The organism is Streptomyces sp. 5K101 (genome assembly GCF_046506645.1).
Lineage (GTDB): Bacteria > Actinomycetota > Actinomycetes > Streptomycetales > Streptomycetaceae > Streptomyces.
This window is the reverse complement of record NZ_JBKFFO010000015.1, coordinates 60,264-76,613: the sequence shown is the minus strand read 5'-3', so window position 1 is coordinate 76,613 and position 16,350 is coordinate 60,264. Positions and strand designations below refer to the sequence as shown.

The window sequence follows — 16,350 nt, the reverse complement described above, 5'->3', positions numbered from 1 at the left end:
CAAATGAGCCTGCGGCTCAGACGACGAGAGGTGCATCACCCATGTCCGCCCACTGCATGCTGACCGGGGCCGAGCCCGGTTTCGGCAACCGGATCTCCCACTCCCACCGGCGCACCTCGCGCCGCTTCGACCCCAACGTCCAGCGCAAGCGCTACTGGCTGCCGGGCGAGGGGCGCCACGTGCGGCTGACGCTCAGCGCCCGCGCCGTCAAGACGATCGACACCATCGGCATCGAGGCAGCCGTGGCCCGCATCCGCGCCCGGGGGGTGAAGGTCTGATGGCGAAGAAGAGCAAGGTCGCCCGCAACGAGCACCGCAGGACCGTCGTCGAGCGGTACGCAGAGCGCCGGGCGGAACTGAAGGAGATCATCCGCCGGCCCTCCAGCAGCGACGCCGAACGCGCCGCCGCGCAGGACGAGTTGCGGCGTCAGCCGCGGGACGCCAGCGCGACCCGGGTGCGCAACCGCGACAGCGTGGACGGACGGCCGCGCGGCCACCTGCGGAAGTTCGGGCTGTCCAGGGTCCGGATGCGTGAGCACGCCCACGCCGGTTTCCTGCCCGGGGTGCGCAAGTCGTCCTGGTAGCTTGGCGCGGTCTTGCAACCAACCAGGTCCGCGGGCGGGTTGGCCCGTGGCCGCAGGGGGACAGACCCGTGCACAAGCTCGTACGCATGTCGGCCGCCGCGGCCGGCCTCGTCGCCGCCCTCGCCCTGACCGGCTGCGGCAGCAGTGAGAGCGACGACAACGGCGGCGGCGACAAGGCGTCGGCCGCGCCCACCGAGTCCGGCGCCACCGGCGGCGGCGAAGGCAGGCCCCGGGACGTCGAGGGCACGTGGACGGGCATCAGCGACGGCAAGCCGGTCGCCCTGTCCGTCACGCAGGGCAAGGCGGCGCTGCTCGCCGACGGCCACGCCTGCACCGGAGACGTGCAGGGCGCGGACACGGACAAGCTGATGCTGTCGCTGAAGTGCGCGGACGGGAACACGGACCGCACGACGGGCTCGGTCGAGTCCAACGACGGGACGACGCTGGTCATCTCCTGGGCGACGGGCAAGAAGGACACGCTGAAGAAGAGCACCGCGGGCGAGGTACCGGGCGGCCTGCCGACGGGCGTACCGACCCCCTGACGCACGGGACTCCGCGGGGGCCGGCGGGACCGCCGGCCTCGGCGGGGTCGGCCGGGGTGCCGGGCCGGGCTGCCCGGCCCGGCGCGCCGGCGTACCGGACGCCGGGTTCGGCGAGCCGTGGGTCGATGGTCTACCGAGGCTCGTGGGGTCGGGGGGCTTCGTCGGTCAGGGACTCGGAGACGTCCTGGAGCGCGGCGAGGAGCATCGTCGCCGCGCTGTGCAGGACGGCGTCGGGTACGCCCTCGGCCGGTGGCGTCTGCCAGGACGCCAGCACGTCGCGGACCGGGCCCCAGTCCGGCGCCCTGCGGTCCCGGACCGCCTTGCCCGCCTGTCCCGTCGCCGTGCGCAGCGCGCGGGCCAGGTCGGTGGCCGCCGGGACCGGCGGTGCGCCGCGTTCGGGGATGTGGGCCTCCATCAGCATGGCGACGCGTCCCGCCTGGGCCAGCGCCTCTGCGGCGCTCTCGGCCGCGGCACGGGACAGGCCCCGGTGGCGTACGGGTTCGTGACGTGCCTTCTCCGCCGCCTCGCGCCAGGCGATGCGCGCGTCGCGGGCGGCGAGCAGCGCCTCGCGCACCGCGGTCCGGTCGCGGTCGACGGGACGGGCGTAGCAGTCGACGACGGCGGCGGCGTAACGCCCGTCGGCAGCCAGCCAGTCGGCGAGCCTGGTGCGCAGCCGCGGGGTCTCCCAGGCCGGGTACACGGCGTACGCGATCATCGCGAGCACCCCGCCGAGCAGGGTGAGCAGGACGCGTTCCGGCACGGTCTGGGCCCAGTCCTCGCCGCCCATGCCGAGCAGGAAGACGACGTAGGCGGAGATGAAGACGCTGGCCGCCGCGTACCCGGTGCTCATGACGAGGTACATGCCGAAGGCGCACACGACCGCCATGGCGGCGCCGGCGTACACATCGGGGTGGAGAGCCTGGACGACGGCGGTCGCCGCGCCGACGCCGACCAGCGTGCCGCCGAAGCGGGCGACGGAACGGGCGTACGTCTGCGAGAAGTCGGGCCGCATCACCATCACGGAGGTCAGCGGGGCCCAGTACCCGTGGCCGAACGGAAGCGCCGCGCCCAGCAGGTAGCCGACTGCGGCGACCACGGAGACGCGCAGCGCGTGGCGCAGGATCGGGGAGCCGGGGCGCAGTTCGGCGCGCATCGCGCGCAGGGCGCCCGGGAGCAGGGCCCAGAGCGGGGGCCGCCGCCGGTGCGGCACGGCGTCGGCATCGCCCGTGCCCGCGCCCTGCGCGGTCTCGAGGACGTCGTCGAGCAGCGCGGCGAGCCGTATGGCGGCGCGCCGGGGCGGCCCCGTGAGGACGGCCCCGGTGTCGGGCGTCCGCAGCGCGGCGAGTGCGGCCGGGGCGACCTTCACCGGGTCCCCATGGCGTACGGCGCGGGCCGCGGCGTCCAGCACGGACCCGGCGGCGTCGAGGAGTTCGCGCACCCGGTCGCGTTCCCGGCCCTCGGCGGGGACGCCGACGGCCGGGTCGGCGAGGGACGCGAGCACGGGGCGGATGCGCTCCGCGATGCCCCGGGTGCCGTGCAGCTCCGCGGGGCGGCGCCGCGCCTCGCGCTCGGTGACGGCCGCGGCCCCACGGGCGTGCATCAGCGGCGCCGGGTCGAACGGCACGGTCGGGTCCTGCCGCAGCCGGCGGGCGTAGCCGGCCTCCGCCGACAGCGCGTCGGCGAGCGCGTCGCGCTGCGCGCCCCAGCGGCGTACGGGGAACAGCACGACCAGCGCCGCCTGGACGACGCCGCCGACGGCGATCACCGCCGCGTGGCCGGCCGCGCCGGCGACCGAGGTCGGGAGGGTGACCGTGACCAGCATGATCGCGACGTTGGACAGCGCGATGATCCCGGCGGTGGGTCCGGCTGTCCAGGCCAGCCCCGCGCCGAACGTCCACAGGGCGACGAGCACGACGAAGAGCGCGATGTGCGCTGCGGTGAGGTAACCGACGAACGTCGAGACGGCGAGCGTCGCGCCCGAGATCAGGGCGAGCACCGGCCGCGGACGCCAACTGCGCTGGAAGGTGGCGATCGCGGCCTGGAACGCGCCGAACGCGGAACTCACCGCGACGAGCGGCCCGAACAGCACCAGGCTCGTCCCGGCGACGAGGGCGAGCCCGGCGGCGGCGCGGAGGGCGATGAGCGGTTCGAGCCGCTTCCGCTCGACCTTCAGGCCCGAACGCGCGGTCTCCTTCAGGGCCCTGAGCCAGCTCATGGCCCGAGCGTATCGGTCTTCACCGGCATTCCGGTCACCCAGGAGACGTGTGGGTCGCGCAGGGGCACACGGCCGGGGCGTGGCCCGAGCGGGAGCGGGTCGGACCACACGAGACCACACGACGGGCGTGACATAGCGTGGTGGGTCCGACCGTGTGGCCCGAGCCGAGGAGCATCCGATGACTGCCGAGTGGCGCCCCGTGCGGCAGTCCCGCACGCACGAGCTGGTGCTGGAGAGCATCGAGGAGCGGGTGCTCTCCGGCGATCTCAGGGCCGGCGACAGGCTGCCGCCCGAGCGGGAGCTGGCTCCGGCGCTCGGGGTCAGCCGGTCCGCGCTGCGGGAGGCCCTCCGGGTGCTGGAGACGGTCGGGGTGCTGACCGCCAACGTCGGGCGCGGCCCGGACTCGGGGGCCCGGATGGTGCGCAACCCGGACGACGCGCTCGGCCGGCTGCTGCGGCTGCACTTCGCTCTCGGCAGCTACACCCTGGAGGACGTGCTGGAGGCCCGGGTCGTCCTGGAGCGCTCCAGTTTCGAGGCGGCGGCGCGGCACGCCTCGCCGGAGGAGCTGGCGGAGGCGGAGGAGATCCTGTCGCGGCTCCGCGCGGCGGACATCGGCGCGGCGGAGTTCAACGACCTGGACACCCGCTTCCACGTCCTGATCGCCCGCAGCTCGGGCAACCGCCTGACCTCCACCCTCACCGCCGCCGTGCGCGAGTCGGTGCGCCCGCTGATCCTGCGTGCCCTGGAGTCGGTGGAGGACTGGCCCGCCACGGCCGCGGCGCTCAACGCCGAGCACACGGAGCTGCTGCGGCTGGTGCGGGAGGGCGAGGGCGGGGCTGCCGCCGATCTCGCCGAGCGGCACATCCGCGGGTTCCACGGGACCCTGGTCGACGACACCGCTCCCGGGGCCTGAGCCCGACGCGCCCGGAGGCGGGACGCCGGATCGCGGGAAGTATGGTCCGACCACATAATGGACGGTCTGTAGCGTGGGCGGCCGGTCGTCCGTATGGTCGGACCGTACTGATCCCACCGGGAGGCTCGCTCCATGCGCATCGGACTCTTCGCCACGTGCCTGGGAGACACCCTCTTCCCCGACGCCGTGCGCTCGACCGCCCTCCTGCTCGCCCGCCTCGGCCACGAGATCGTCTTCCCGCCCGAGCAGACCTGTTGCGGCCAGATGCACATCAACACCGGGTACCAGCGCGAACCGCTCCCGCTGGTACGGAACTTCGCCGACCAGTTCGGCGACTCCTCGGTCGACGCCGTGGTCATGCCCTCCGGTTCGTGCGCCGGATCCGTGCGCCACCAGCACGAGATCGTCGCCCGGCGGTACGGCGACGCGGCGCTCGTCACGGCGGTCGCCGGGGTGAAGGCGAAGACGTACGAGCTGTCCGAGCTGCTCGTGGACGTGCTCGGCGTCACGGACGTGGGCGCGTACTTCCCGCACCGCGTCACCTACCACCCCACCTGTCACTCACTGCGGATGCTGCGCGTCGGGGACAAGCCGCTGCGGCTGCTGCGCGCGGTGGAGCACATCGACCTCGTGGAGCTGCCGGAGGCCGACGCGTGCTGCGGCTTCGGCGGGACGTTCGCCCTGAAGAACGCCGGGACCTCCACCGCCATGCTCCAGGACAAGATGCGCCACGTCGTCGCGACCGGCGCAGACGTCTGCACCGCCGGCGACTCGTCGTGCCTGATGCACATCGGCGGCGGGCTCTCCCGTACCGGAGCGGGTACCCGCACGCTGCACCTCGCCCAGATCCTCGCCGCCACCCGCACGGCTCCGTACGCCCCGACGGAGGCCGCACGATGAGCACCAGCACCTTCCTCGGCATGCCCGCCAGGCCGCCGCGCGTCCCCTACGGGGCCGGGAACCTGCGCGGCGACGCCCCGTTCCCCGAGGCGGCCGAGGGCGAGCTGAACAACGCGCAGCTGCGCCGCAACCTCGGCAGAGCCACCCGCACCATCCGCGCCAAGCGGCTCGCCGTCACCGGTGAACTGCCCGACTGGGAGCAGCTGCGCGACGCGGGCTCCGCGATCAAGACCGACACCATGAACCGGCTCCCGGAGCTGCTGGAGGAGCTGGAGCGGAAGGTCACCGAACGCGGCGGCACCGTCCACTGGGCACGCGACGGCGCCGAGGCCAACGCGATCGTCACCCGCCTGGTCAAGGCGGCCGGCAGCGACGAGATCATCAAGGTCAAGTCGATGGCCACGCAGGAGATCGGCCTCAACGAGCACCTGGCGGACGAGGGCGTCACCGCCTGGGAGACGGACCTCGCCGAGCTGATCGTGCAGCTCGGCCACGACCGGCCCTCGCACATCCTGGTCCCCGCGATCCACCGCAACCGCGACGAGATCCGCGACATCTTCCTGCGGGAGATCCCGGGCGTCGACCCGGACCTCGACTCCGTGCCCGAGCACCTGGCGGCCGCCGCCCGTGCGTACCTGCGGCACAAGTTCATGACCACCAAGGTGGCCGTGTCCGGCGCCAACTTCGGCATCGCCGAGACCGGCACGCTGTGCGTCGTCGAGTCCGAGGGCAACGGCCGGATGTGCCTGACCCTGCCCGAGACGCTGATCACCGTCATGGGCATCGAGAAGGTTCTGCCACGCCATCAGCAGCTGGAGGTCTTCCTGCAGTTGCTGCCGCGCTCCTCGACCGGTGAGCGGATGAACCCGTACACCTCGCTGTGGACGGGTGTGACCGAGGGCGACGGGCCGCAGGACTTCCATCTCGTCCTCCTCGACAACGGGCGCACCGCGGCGCTCGCCGACCCGACCGGCCGCGAGGCGCTCAACTGCATCCGCTGCTCGGCCTGTCTGAACGTCTGCCCGGTGTACGAGCGCGTCGGCGGCCACGCCTACGGATCGACCTATCCGGGCCCGATCGGCGCGGTGCTCACCCCGCAGCTCGCCGGGATGCACGCCGCCGAGAACGACCCGAACGCCTCGTTGCCGTACGCCTCCAGCCTCTGCGGCGCGTGCTTCGACGCCTGCCCCGTGAAGATCGACATCCCGTCGCTGCTGGTCGAGCTGCGCCACCAGAAGACCGAGCAGACGCGGGGCGGCGGGGAGCGGTCGGCGATGAAGGCGGCGGCGGCCGTGATGAAGCGGCCGAAGCTGTACACGGCCGCACAGCGGGCGGCCCGGCTCGGCCGGGTGGCCGCCGGCCGGGACGGCACGATCCGGCGCCTGCCGCCGCCGTTCTCCGGCTGGAGCGACAGCCGGGACACACCGGCCCCGCCGCGGCAGACGTTCCGTGCCTGGTTCGCCTCACGGGAGGGCGGCGAGGCGCTGCGCGAGGCGGCCCGCGAAGGGGAACGCGAGCGGTCCGCCGGTCCCGTCGACCACGAAGGGGAGCGGCGTCGGTCTGCCGGTCCGGTCACCCCCGAAGGGGAACGGCAGCAGTCCGCCGGTCCCGTCGACCACGAGGAGGACCAGTGAGCGCACCGGCCGCCGGGCCGTCGGCCCGCGACATCGTGCTCGGCCGGGTCCGCGACGCCCTCGCGCTCGCGCCCCGGCGCGAGGTGACGGTGCCCCGGGACTACCGCACCGGTCGCACCCTGCCCGACGGGGAGCGCCTGGCCCTCTTCACCGACCGGCTGATCGACTACCGGGCGCGGGTCCACCCCTGCACGGCCGATCGCACCGCCGAGGTCGTCGCCCGCGTCCTGCGCGAGCGGGGTGCCCGCGTGATCGGCGTGCCGGCGGGCCTCGACCCGGGCTGGCTGACCGGCCACGACGGCGAGGTGCGCGTCGATGCCGCCGACGTGCCGGCGGCCGGACTGGACACGCTGGACGGGGTGGTCACGGCGTCCGCCGTCGCCTGTGCGGAGACCGGCACGATCTTCCTGGACGGTTCGCCGGACCAGGGCCGCCGGGCGCTGTCCCTCGTACCGGACCTCCATGTGTGCGTGGTCGACCTGTCCACGGTGGAGACGGGCGTGCCCGACGCCGTCGCACGGCTCGTGCCGGGCCGGCCGACCACGCTGATCAGCGGCCCGTCGGCCACCTCCGACATCGAACTGGAGCGCGTGGAGGGCGTCCACGGTCCGCGCGCGCTGGACGTGATCGTCCGCACCGACGTCTGAGGCGTACGACGCGGTCGGGCCGCCAGGGAGGCGGCGTCCCGCTAGCGCAGTGGCTTGCGGTGGGAGTGCGGCTCCCGCCGGGCCCGGTCGGCCGCCGACGTGCCGTCGCGCCAGCCCTCGAGGTCCGTCGCGCCGCGGACCCGGGTCCTGGTCGTCTGCGGGAACATCCGGTCCGCGTGGTCCGCGACCGCCACCTCGCGGGTGGCCAGGACCGGGAGCAGGTCCGCGGTGACCTGTTCCTCGGCCACCGCCGTCAGATGCTCGCCCAGGCGGGAGGCGTACGCTGTCCAGAACGACTGCCGGAAGGTCTTCGTGCGCCGGCGCCCGCCCGCGCGCTGCGCGGACTCCGCCTTCGTCATGGCCCCGGCGCCCTGGACGAGCAGCGAGGTGTAGAGCAGTTCGACCGCTTCGAGATCGCCCTCGAAGCCCACGACGGTGCTGAAGCCGAAGGCGCTGTTCCAGACCGCGCGGCAGCGGTTCGCGGAGGCGACCGCGTCGAGCAGGACGGCCTTGGCCGTCTCGTACGGGGCGTCCACGCCGATGCGGCAGGCGGACGGCGCGTCCTTGCTGTGCGCGCCGTGGGCGAGGACGGCCTCGTCGATGCTGTGGCGGGCCATCAGCTCCTGGGCCTTCGCGGTGAGCGCCTCGGCCTCTTCGGGGTAGCCCGTCGCCTCCGCCTTGGCCAGCAGGGCGCGCACCCGGGTGAGCATGCGCGGCTCGTGCGGGGAGGCGGCCGCCGTCAAGGGCGCGCCCGGCGGCGGCGCGACGGGCTCGATCCCCGGGAGACGCGCGAGCAGGCGGTACAGCTCCAGGACGGAGGTCGCGTGCGTGAACCGGTCGGCCCGGTACGGCTCGTGGTCGGCGAGGTCGGCGAGCTGGGTTCGCCAGCGCGGGGCGAGCCGGTCGCCGTAGGTCAGCGACTCGGCGGTGACCAGACCGGCGGCCAGGCGCTCGTGGGCGTCGTCGAGGTCGCGCCGGACCAGGCGTACGACGTCGGCGGGCTGCCAGCCGCGCTCCCAGGCCCGGCGCAGCAACTCCTCGCCGCGCCGCCGCAGTTCCGCGTCGGCGGTCGGGTCGGCGGCGAGCAGGGAGGCGGCGGTGTCCAGCGACTCGTCGCCGTCCGCGTACAGCGCCGCGGCCAGCGCGTTCTCGACCGTGTTCACACACCCGATGGTGTCACGGGGCGGTGCCTGCCCCACCGGGGCCGGTGGCGACCCGGGGCGGGCCCGACGCCGCCGGGGCAGAGCCCCGGCAACCCGGCCGAGGCATCCGGCCCGGCCGGCCCCGGTGGCACGGCACGCCCTGCGGGCGTGTCCTCAAACGCCGGACGGGCTGGAAACGCACGACCCCGCCCGCGGACCGCTACAGGGCGATGTTCTGCTCCGCCCACACCACCTTGCCCGTGTCCGTGCGGCACGAACCCCAGCTGCGGCAGAGCATGTTGATCAGCTGGAGTCCCCGGCCGCCCTCGTCGCTGAGGTCCGCGTGCTGGATCTGGGGCAGGTCCGGGCCGGTGTCGGAGACCTCCACGGTGAGGCGTTCGCCGCGCAGCAGCCGCAGCCGGCCGGGGCCGTTCCCGTAGCGCAGCGCGTTGCCGACCAGTTCGGAGACGACGAGTTCGCAGACGTCGGCGAGCTCGCCGAGGCCCCAGGCGGAGAGCTGGCCGGTGACGAGCCCGCGGGCGACCGACGCCGCCCGGCCGTCCTTCGGCAGCTCCCACACCCGCAGGTCCGTGCGCGGGACCGCGGAGCCCGCGGCGACGAGCAGCACGGCCTCGTCGAACCGGGCGGCGGCACTGGCCGGCGCGCAGTCCAGCAGGCGGCCCGCCTCCAGCACGCCGGGACCGAGACCGAGCGCCGAGGTGCGCAGCCGCTCCAACTGGACGTCCATGTCCTCGGTCCGGGACTTGACGAGTCCGTCCGTGTACAGCACCAGCCCGCTGCCCTCGGGCACCTTCAGCCGCACCGGGTCGTACGGGATCACCCCCGCCCCGAGCGGCGCCCCGGCCGGCACGTCCACGAAAGTGGCCGAGCCCGGCCCGTCGAGCAGCAGGGGCGGCAGATGCCCCGCGCTGGCCAGCGTGTAGCTGGAGTCGGCCGGGTCGTAGACCGCGCACAGGCAGGTGGCGACCTGTTCGTCCTCCAGGTCGCGGGTGGCCAGATCGAGCCGGGCGAGGACCCGCTCGGGGGCCATGTCCAGGGTCATCAGCGTCCGCGCGACCGCCCGCAGCCGACCCATCGTGGCGGCCGCGGGCAGGCCGTGCCCCATGACGTCGCCGACCATGAGGGCCGTGCGTCCGCCGGGCAGGGCCATGACGTCGTACCAGTCGCCGCCCACGCCGTGACCGCCGGTGGAGGGCGCGTACTCGGGATGCACCCGCAGGCCGGGGGTGAGCGGGGTCGCGCGGGGCAGGAGGCTGCGCTGCAGGGAGACGACGTGCTCGCGCTCGCGCCCGTACAGGCGGGCGTTGTCGATGAAGACGGCGGCCTTGGAGGCGAGTTGTTCGGCGAGGGCGAGGTCCGTGGAGGAGAACGGCGGTGTGCCGGGCCCGCGTACGAAGTCGGCGGTGCCGAGCAGCACCCCGCGGGCGATCAGCGGCACGGCCAGATAGCTGCGCACCCCCGCGGCGCGCATCTTGACGGCCGCGCTCGCGGTGGGCGCGACGCGCACGTAGTCGTCGTCGTTCATGCGGCTCAGGAGGACCGGCTTGCCCTGCCGGAGGCAGTACCGGTGCAGCAGCGTCTCGTGCGGCGACTCGGTGTGGTCGAAGACCTCCCCCACCGGTGTCGGTTCGAGCGAGGAGAGCTCCTCGATGGCGCACAGCGCCGTAGCCCGCATGGCGGGGATGCCCGTACGGGTCCACCGGCTTCCCTCGTCCCCGCGCAGGACGCTCTCGAGGATGTCGACGGCGGCTCCGTCGGCGAAGCGGGGCACGGTGAACTCGGCGAGTTCCTGCGCGGTGCGTTCCAGGTCCAAGGTCGTACCGATCCTGGAGGTGGCGGAGTTCAGCCAGGCGAGCCTGCTGCGGGTGGTGAACTGGTCGGGCGGCACAAGGCCCCTGCCTCGGCGGAAACGCGGACCCGCCGCGCCGGAGCGGTGGGCCGACGCGCCGCCTCCCGACGATATCCGGCTGGTCAGGCGCCGTTTGCGGCTGCCGCCGTTCACCGTTTCGGCCTCCCGTCACGTCGCCCGCGCCCTGGTCCACAGTGTCCCCCGTCAGGGACAGCCCCGCTTGCCGGATGGCACGGCCGCCCGGCGGTCGTCAGCGTACGGCGAAGGGGCCGACTGTGGCAGCGCCATGACAGAAACGACCCCGGGCAGGGACGTCAGCCGGTGCGCAGGCTCTTCCTGGCCAGCTCGTACGCCGGGAGCATCTCCTCGTGTTCCCGGCTGTCGAGTCCGCCGAGGTCCACGACCACGACGCCCTTGGGCGTCGTCACGGCGAAGGCGCGCTCCTTCTTCGGCTCGTCGAGGAACTCGTCGGTGTTGAGGTACGTGACCTCGACGGCGTCCAGCCCGCCCGCCTTCGTGGCGGTGTACGCCTCCTTCTCGCGGCTCTTCGCCGCGTCCGCGACGAACGCCCGCAGCGCCTCACGGGCGTCGTCCCCCGCCGTGCCGCCCGCCCAGACGCGGAGGAAGCCGATGTTCCCGGCGGGCTTCGCGTCGATCTCGCAGACGAGCGTCACGGGACCCTGCCGCAGGAGAGCGCCGAGCTCGTCGTCCGCACCGCCGCTCTCGACCGCTTCGGGCTTCCAGCGGGCCGCGACGTCGAAGGTGACCGGCATCGGGCACGGTGAGCCGGGGCCGCCGATCGTGGCCCCCTTCTGCACGGAGCCCGCGGCGGCGGGCGTCGCGGTGCTCCCCGCCCCGGCCTTGGTGTCCGCCGCCGCCGGCTGCGGCTCCGGTTCCGGCTTCGACGAGCAGCCGGTCACCGCGCCCAGCGCCAGGACCGCCGTCGCCGCCGTGACGGCCGCGCGGCGCGCACGTCCCCGCATCACTTCTCGCACCGAAGTCCCCACCCTGTGAAAGTGCTCGCGGCCATGACCGGCCGCGTAGTAAGGATCAATCGTACGGAGGCGACGACCGGAGCCGAGGGGCGGACCGCGCATGGGTGTCAACAAGGACCGGATGCTGGCGGGCGAGTGGTACCTGCCCGACGACCCCGAACTGGCGGCGGACACCGAGCGGCGCTTCGCGCTGTGTGCCGCGTACAACGCCGGCGGCGGCGCGGCGCCCGCCGACCGGGAGCGGATCCTCGCCGAACTGCTCGGCGGCCTGGGCCGGAAGGTGCGCGTCCGGCCGCCGTTCCGGTGCGACTACGGCTACAACATCCGTATCGGCGACCGGACGTTCGTCAACTTCAACGCCGTCCTCCTGGACGCCGCCCCCATCACGATCGGGGCCGACGTGCAGATCGGTCCGAACGTCCAGCTCCTCACGCCCACCCACGAGCTGGACGCCGAACGCCGCCGCGCCGGATGGGAGCGGGCGGACCCGGTGACCGTGGGCGACAACGTGTGGCTGGGCGGCGGGGTGATCGTCTGCCCCGGGGTGACGATCGGCGAGAACACCGTCGTGGGCGCGGGGTCCGTCGTCACCAGGGACCTGCCGGCCGGGGTGCTCGCGGTCGGCAGCCCGGCCCGTGTCGTGCGCCGCCTCACGGGCTGACCGCGGCGCTGCGGCGCAGTGTCCGACCCTGCTGCCACACTCGAACCCGTGAGCGAGCGGTGGGCCGTGGCGGCGGACGGGGACGGGGCACGGCTCGTGCCCCTCGGCCCCGACGGCCTGCCCGCGGGGCCGGTCGTCACCGAGCCGGACCTGGTCGAGGCGGTCCGCTCCCGGCCCGGCGTGGGCCGGTGGGTGTGGCGGTCCACGGCGGAGATCTATCCCCGGCTGCTCGCGGCGGGCGTCAGGGTCGACCGGTGCTACGACATCGAGGACGCGGAGCTGCTGCTGCTCGGCCACGAGGGGCGGCTGGGCGAGCCGCGCTCGGCGGCGGCCGCGTGGGCCCGCCTGCGGAACGCGCCCGTGCCCCCCGATCCCCCGGTGCGCGCGGCCGTGCCGGGCTCGCAGGCCCCGCTGTTCGAGCCACAGCCGGTGCCCCTGCCGCTGGAGGCGCTGCTCGAGGTCTACGCCGGTCAGCTCAGGCGCCACGAGGCCTGCGAACACCCGGACAGGATGCGGCTGCTGACCGCCGCCGAGTCGGCGGGGATGCTGGTGGCCGCCGAGATGCACCGGGCGGGCCTGCCGTGGCGGGCCGACGTGCACCGCGAGGTCCTGCACGAACTGCTCGGCGAGCGGTACGCGGGCGGCGGCGAGCCGCGCCGCCTCGCGGAGCTGGCGGACCAGGTGTCGGCGGCGTTCGGCCGGCGGGTGCGGCCCGATCTGCCGGCGGACGTGGTGAAGGCGTTCGCCGGGGCCGGGATCAAGGTGCGGTCGACCCGCCGCTGGGAGCTGGCGGAGATCGACCATCCGGCGGTCGAGCCGCTTCTGCGGTACAAGAAGCTGTACCGCATCTGGACCGCGCACGGCTGGAGCTGGCTCCAGGACTGGGTGTGCGACGGACGGTTCCGGCCGGAGTACCAGCCCGGCGGCACCGTGTCGGGGCGGTGGACGGCCAATGGCGGCGGGGCGCTGCAGATCCCCAAGGTGATCCGGCGCGCGGTGGTCGCGGACGAGGGCTGGCGGCTGGTGGTGGCCGACGCGGACCAGATGGAGCCGCGGGTGCTGGCCGCGATCTCCCGTGACCGGGGGCTGATGGAGGTCGCCGGTCACGACGGCGACCTGTACACCGCGCTGTCCGACCGCGCGTTCTCCGGCGACCGCGCGCACGCGAAGCTCGCGCTGCTCGGCGCGATCTACGGGCAGACGTCGGGCGACGGCCTGAAGAACCTGGCGGCCCTGCGGCGCCGGTTCCCGCGGGCCGTGGCGTACGTGGACGAGGCGGCGAAGGCGGGCGAGGAGGGCCGCCGCGTCCGCACCTGGCTCGGCCGGACGAGCCCGGGGGCCGAGGCGGCGGGTACGGAGGAGGCGGGCATTCCGCAGGAGGACGACGGGGACCGCGGCCGCGTCTCCTCCTCGGACGCCCGCGCGCGGGGCCGCTTCACGAGGAACTTCGTGGTGCAGGGCAGCGCCGCGGACTGGGCCCTGCTGATGCTGGCGGCGCTGCGGCGGTCGACGGCGGGGATGCGGGCGGAGCTGGTGTTCTTCCAGCACGACGAGGTGATCGTGCACTGCCCGGTGGAGGAGACGGAAGCGGTGACCCACGCGATCCGCGAGGCGGCCGCCCTCGCGGGCCGCCTCACCTTCGGCGACACCCCGGTCCGCTTCCCGTTCACGGTGGCGGTGGTGGAGCGCTACGCGGACGCGAAGTAGGACCGGGGGCGTGTCGCGCGGGAGCGCGCCGCGCTTGGTCGGCCCGGCCAAGCGCGCCGCGCCCGCGGACCGGGCCAATCCGGGGCTGCGCCCGCGGACCGGGCAAAACCAGCCCCTGGGGGGCTGCGCCGACGGACCTGGGCAAAACCCAGCCCCGCCCGGGGACTGCGGGCGCGGACCGGACAAACCAGCCTTGCCGGCGATTGAGGCGCGGGGTCCGGGGCGGCGCCCCGGCTACCCGGCCGCCCTGGTGGACCGCGCCGCCCTGGCAGACCGAGCCAAGTGCGCCGCGCCCGCGGACCGGGCGAAACCCGGCGGGGCCCGGGGCTGCGCCGGCGAACCGGGCCAACCCAACCCCGCCGGGGGTGCGGCCGCGGACCGGGCAAAACCAGCCCCGCTGGGGGCACCTCCCACGGCCGCCAGGCCGTAGGGGGAGATTGAGGCGCGGGGCCCGGGGACGCGGAGCCCCGGCAACCCGGCCGAGGCATCGTACCCGGCCAACACCCCGTGCGCCGCACCGCCCTGGCAGACCGAGCCAAGCGCGCCGCGCCCGCAGACCGGGCGAAACCCGGCGGGGCCCGGGGCAGAGCCCCGGCCACCACCCCGTGGCACGGGCCGCGTCACGGACGCAGCAGCACCTTGCCCGTCGTGCGCCGCGCCCGCAGGTCCTCGAAGGCGCGGCGGGCCTCGCCGAGCCCGTACGGCGGCGACGTCACCGGCACCAGGCGTCCCTCCGACACCAGGCGAAGCATCTCCGTCAGCGGGCCCGCCACCGCCCCGGGCCGCGCCAGCGTCGGGCGGAGCCAGAAGCCGACCACCGCCGCGTTCAGGCGCGACAGCCGCGCCGGGTCCACGGGCGGCAGCCCCTCCCCCCGCGCGTCCCCGTACGTCACCAGCCGGCCGAAGTCCGCGAGGGACGCCAGCGCCTGCTCGAACAGCTCCCCGCCCGTCGCGTCCAGGACCACGTCCGCGCGCTCCGCGAGCGGGTACTCCGCCACCGCGTCCGCCCCCAGCGTCAGGGCCAGTTCGCGCTTCTCGGGCGTCGACGCCTGGGCCAGCACCCGGCCCGCGCCGAATATCCGCGCGAGTTGCACGGCGAGGCTGCCCACGCCCCCGCCCGCCGCGTGCACGACCACCGTCTCGCCCGGCTGGAGGCGGGCCGCCGACTTCAGCAGGTGCCACGCGGTCAGGCCCTGCATCAGCAGGGCCAGCGCCTGTCCCGCGTCGAGTACGTCCGGTATCCCGATGACGGCCGACTCCTTGGCGACGGCCAACCCGGCGTACCCGTTCGCCACCCGGGCGAGCACCCGGCGGCCGTCCTCGGTGCGGCCGACGACTTCGCTGCCCGGGATGCGCGGCAGCGATTCCGCTACGGCGTAGGAGCCGTCGACGACGAGGGTGTCGGCGTAGTTCACGCCGGCCGCCTCCACCCTGATCAACAACTCGCCCGGTCCCGGGACGGGATCGGGCACCTCAACGGCCTCCAGCACCTCGGGACCGCCGAATCGGCTGAACTGGATCGCACGCACTCTCGAATCTCCCCCTTCTGTCCGGTGTGCCCGTCCGTCGACGCGGCCCGGGCCGGTATAAACAACCGACTAAACGGTTTCTTTCTTCACGCACACGCGCACAGATGACAATGTCTGGCCCTTGGGACGGCCCCCACCTCCCGGTTCGGGGTAGTTTCAGAGGCCAATGAGAGCGAAATCCAGTCGGACCCCGCACACCAAGGGCCAGTAAAGAAACCGCATGGTAGGTTTCTGTGGTGGGAGATGTCCCTCGTATTGCGGATCGCGAGGAAGGGGTGGCGGCGGTGGCCAAGCAGGAGCGGGCGGAACAGACCCGACGATCCTTGATCCGCGCGGCGGCCCTGACCTTCGACGAGGTCGGCTACGAGCGCTCCTCGCTCACCCGGATCAGTGAGGCCGCCGGTGTGTCCAAGGGCGCGCTGTCGTTCCACTTCGCCTCCAAGGACGAACTCGCGGACGCCGTCCAGGAGTCCGCCCACCTCGCCGCCCGGAGCGTCGTCGACGACGTGCGCCGCCGCCCCGGCCCGGCCCTGCAGTCCGTCATCGACATCACGCACGAGCTCGCCGCCCTGCTGGAGAGGGACCCCGTCGCGCGGGCGGGAGCCCGGCTGGCCAGGGAGCGTCCCGCGAGCGCCGACCTGCCGCGCCACTGGAACGCAACCTGGGCGGAGGCCGTACGCCGGCTGCTGCGCCACGCCCGGACCGACGGGTCCCTGATCCCTGATGCGAACGTCCACACGGTCGCCGTACTCGTGGCGTACCTGATGTCAGGTCTGGAGACGACCGTGCGCGACCACGGCGTCCTGGCCGAACTCGTGCCTCCGCAGGGTGCCGACGATCCTCCCGAGCCGCCCCGCGCGTGGCTCAGCCGGATCTGGGAGCTGGTGCTGCCGGAGGTCGCCGCCGCCAGGCACCTGCCGGTGCTGATGGCGGACGGCTCCCGCACCCGGGACGGCCAGGACGGCGAGCTGTGCCCGCTGGGGCCCTGCTCGGCGGAGCCCTGAGCCCGCGG

The 16,350-nt window shown here is 74.6% G+C and carries 15 protein-coding genes; 10 read left to right on the top strand and 5 right to left on the bottom strand.

Annotated features, from left to right (window positions below; genetic code table 11):
- Window positions 1-41 precede the first annotated feature (41 nt).
- The 3 genes from rpmB (at window position 42) to ACLB9X_RS26165 (ending at window position 1,125) form a co-directional block, all read left to right on the top strand.
- The gene (gene rpmB, locus ACLB9X_RS26175; protein ID WP_410362859.1) at window positions 42-278 is read left to right on the top strand and encodes a 50S ribosomal protein L28; all 237 of its coding nucleotides are present in this window, start codon (window positions 42-44) and stop codon (window positions 276-278) included.
- Entirely contained in the window at window positions 278-583 is a 306-nt protein-coding gene (gene rpsN / locus ACLB9X_RS26170) for a 30S ribosomal protein S14 (protein WP_410362858.1), read from the top strand. Before rpmB ends, rpsN begins: the two co-directional genes overlap by 1 nt.
- Window positions 584-651: 68 nt before the next feature.
- Window positions 652-1,125, top strand: a complete 474-nt coding sequence (locus tag ACLB9X_RS26165; RefSeq protein ID WP_410362857.1) for a hypothetical protein — start codon at window positions 652-654, stop codon at window positions 1,123-1,125.
- 130 nt (window positions 1,126-1,255) lie between these two features.
- On the opposite strand, the gene ACLB9X_RS26160 is transcribed toward ACLB9X_RS26165, so the two are convergent.
- Complete coding sequence (locus ACLB9X_RS26160; protein ID WP_410362856.1) at window positions 1,256-3,340, bottom strand: FUSC family protein; 2,085 nt, start codon at window positions 3,338-3,340, stop codon at window positions 1,256-1,258.
- Between the two features lie 178 nt (window positions 3,341-3,518).
- Here ACLB9X_RS26160 and ACLB9X_RS26155 point away from each other — a divergent pair, with 178 nt between their 5' ends.
- From ACLB9X_RS26155 to ACLB9X_RS26140, 4 genes are all read left to right on the top strand, one after another.
- Complete coding sequence (locus ACLB9X_RS26155) at window positions 3,519-4,253, top strand: FadR/GntR family transcriptional regulator (RefSeq protein WP_410362855.1); 735 nt, start codon at window positions 3,519-3,521, stop codon at window positions 4,251-4,253.
- Between the two features lie 132 nt (window positions 4,254-4,385).
- Window positions 4,386-5,153: a (Fe-S)-binding protein gene (locus tag ACLB9X_RS26150; RefSeq protein WP_410362854.1), complete on the top strand. Its 768-nt coding sequence runs from the start codon at window positions 4,386-4,388 to the stop codon at window positions 5,151-5,153.
- A complete protein-coding gene (locus tag ACLB9X_RS26145) occupies window positions 5,150-6,787 on the top strand; it encodes a lactate utilization protein B (protein ID WP_410362853.1) in 1,638 nt (545 codons plus the stop codon). Before ACLB9X_RS26150 ends, ACLB9X_RS26145 begins: the two co-directional genes overlap by 4 nt.
- Window positions 6,784-7,434: a lactate utilization protein C gene (locus ACLB9X_RS26140; protein ID WP_410362852.1), complete on the top strand. Its 651-nt coding sequence runs from the start codon at window positions 6,784-6,786 to the stop codon at window positions 7,432-7,434. Before ACLB9X_RS26145 ends, ACLB9X_RS26140 begins: the two co-directional genes overlap by 4 nt.
- Before the next feature lie 41 nt (window positions 7,435-7,475).
- Here ACLB9X_RS26140 and ACLB9X_RS26135 read toward each other — a convergent pair whose 3' ends face one another.
- From ACLB9X_RS26135 to ACLB9X_RS26125, 3 genes are all read right to left on the bottom strand, one after another.
- The gene (locus ACLB9X_RS26135; RefSeq protein ID WP_410362929.1) at window positions 7,476-8,606 is read right to left on the bottom strand and encodes a DUF2786 domain-containing protein; all 1,131 of its coding nucleotides are present in this window, start codon (window positions 8,604-8,606) and stop codon (window positions 7,476-7,478) included.
- A 190-nt stretch (window positions 8,607-8,796) separates the two neighbouring features.
- Window positions 8,797-10,599, bottom strand: a complete 1,803-nt coding sequence (locus ACLB9X_RS26130) for a SpoIIE family protein phosphatase (RefSeq protein WP_410362851.1) — start codon at window positions 10,597-10,599, stop codon at window positions 8,797-8,799.
- Window positions 10,600-10,760: 161 nt separating this feature from the next.
- Window positions 10,761-11,429: a lipoprotein gene (locus tag ACLB9X_RS26125; RefSeq protein ID WP_410362850.1), complete on the bottom strand. Its 669-nt coding sequence runs from the start codon at window positions 11,427-11,429 to the stop codon at window positions 10,761-10,763.
- Between the two features lie 112 nt (window positions 11,430-11,541).
- On the opposite strand from ACLB9X_RS26125, the gene ACLB9X_RS26120 reads away from it, so the two are divergent.
- Both ACLB9X_RS26120 and ACLB9X_RS26115 read left to right on the top strand, forming a co-directional pair.
- Entirely contained in the window at window positions 11,542-12,102 is a 561-nt protein-coding gene (locus ACLB9X_RS26120; protein ID WP_410362849.1) for a sugar O-acetyltransferase, read from the top strand.
- Window positions 12,103-12,150: 48 nt separating this feature from the next.
- Window positions 12,151-13,809 (top strand): bifunctional 3'-5' exonuclease/DNA polymerase, encoded by a 1,659-nt coding sequence (locus tag ACLB9X_RS26115; RefSeq protein WP_410362848.1) that lies wholly within the window; start codon window positions 12,151-12,153, stop codon window positions 13,807-13,809.
- Window positions 13,810-14,429: 620 nt separating this feature from the next.
- Here the strand turns inward: ACLB9X_RS26115 and ACLB9X_RS26110 are convergent.
- A complete protein-coding gene (locus tag ACLB9X_RS26110; RefSeq protein ID WP_410362847.1) occupies window positions 14,430-15,338 on the bottom strand; it encodes a zinc-binding alcohol dehydrogenase family protein in 909 nt (302 codons plus the stop codon).
- Between the two features lie 284 nt (window positions 15,339-15,622).
- On the opposite strand from ACLB9X_RS26110, the gene ACLB9X_RS26105 reads away from it, so the two are divergent.
- A complete protein-coding gene (locus tag ACLB9X_RS26105; protein WP_410362846.1) occupies window positions 15,623-16,342 on the top strand; it encodes a ScbR family autoregulator-binding transcription factor in 720 nt (239 codons plus the stop codon).
- The last annotated feature ends 8 nt before the right edge of the window (window positions 16,343-16,350 follow it).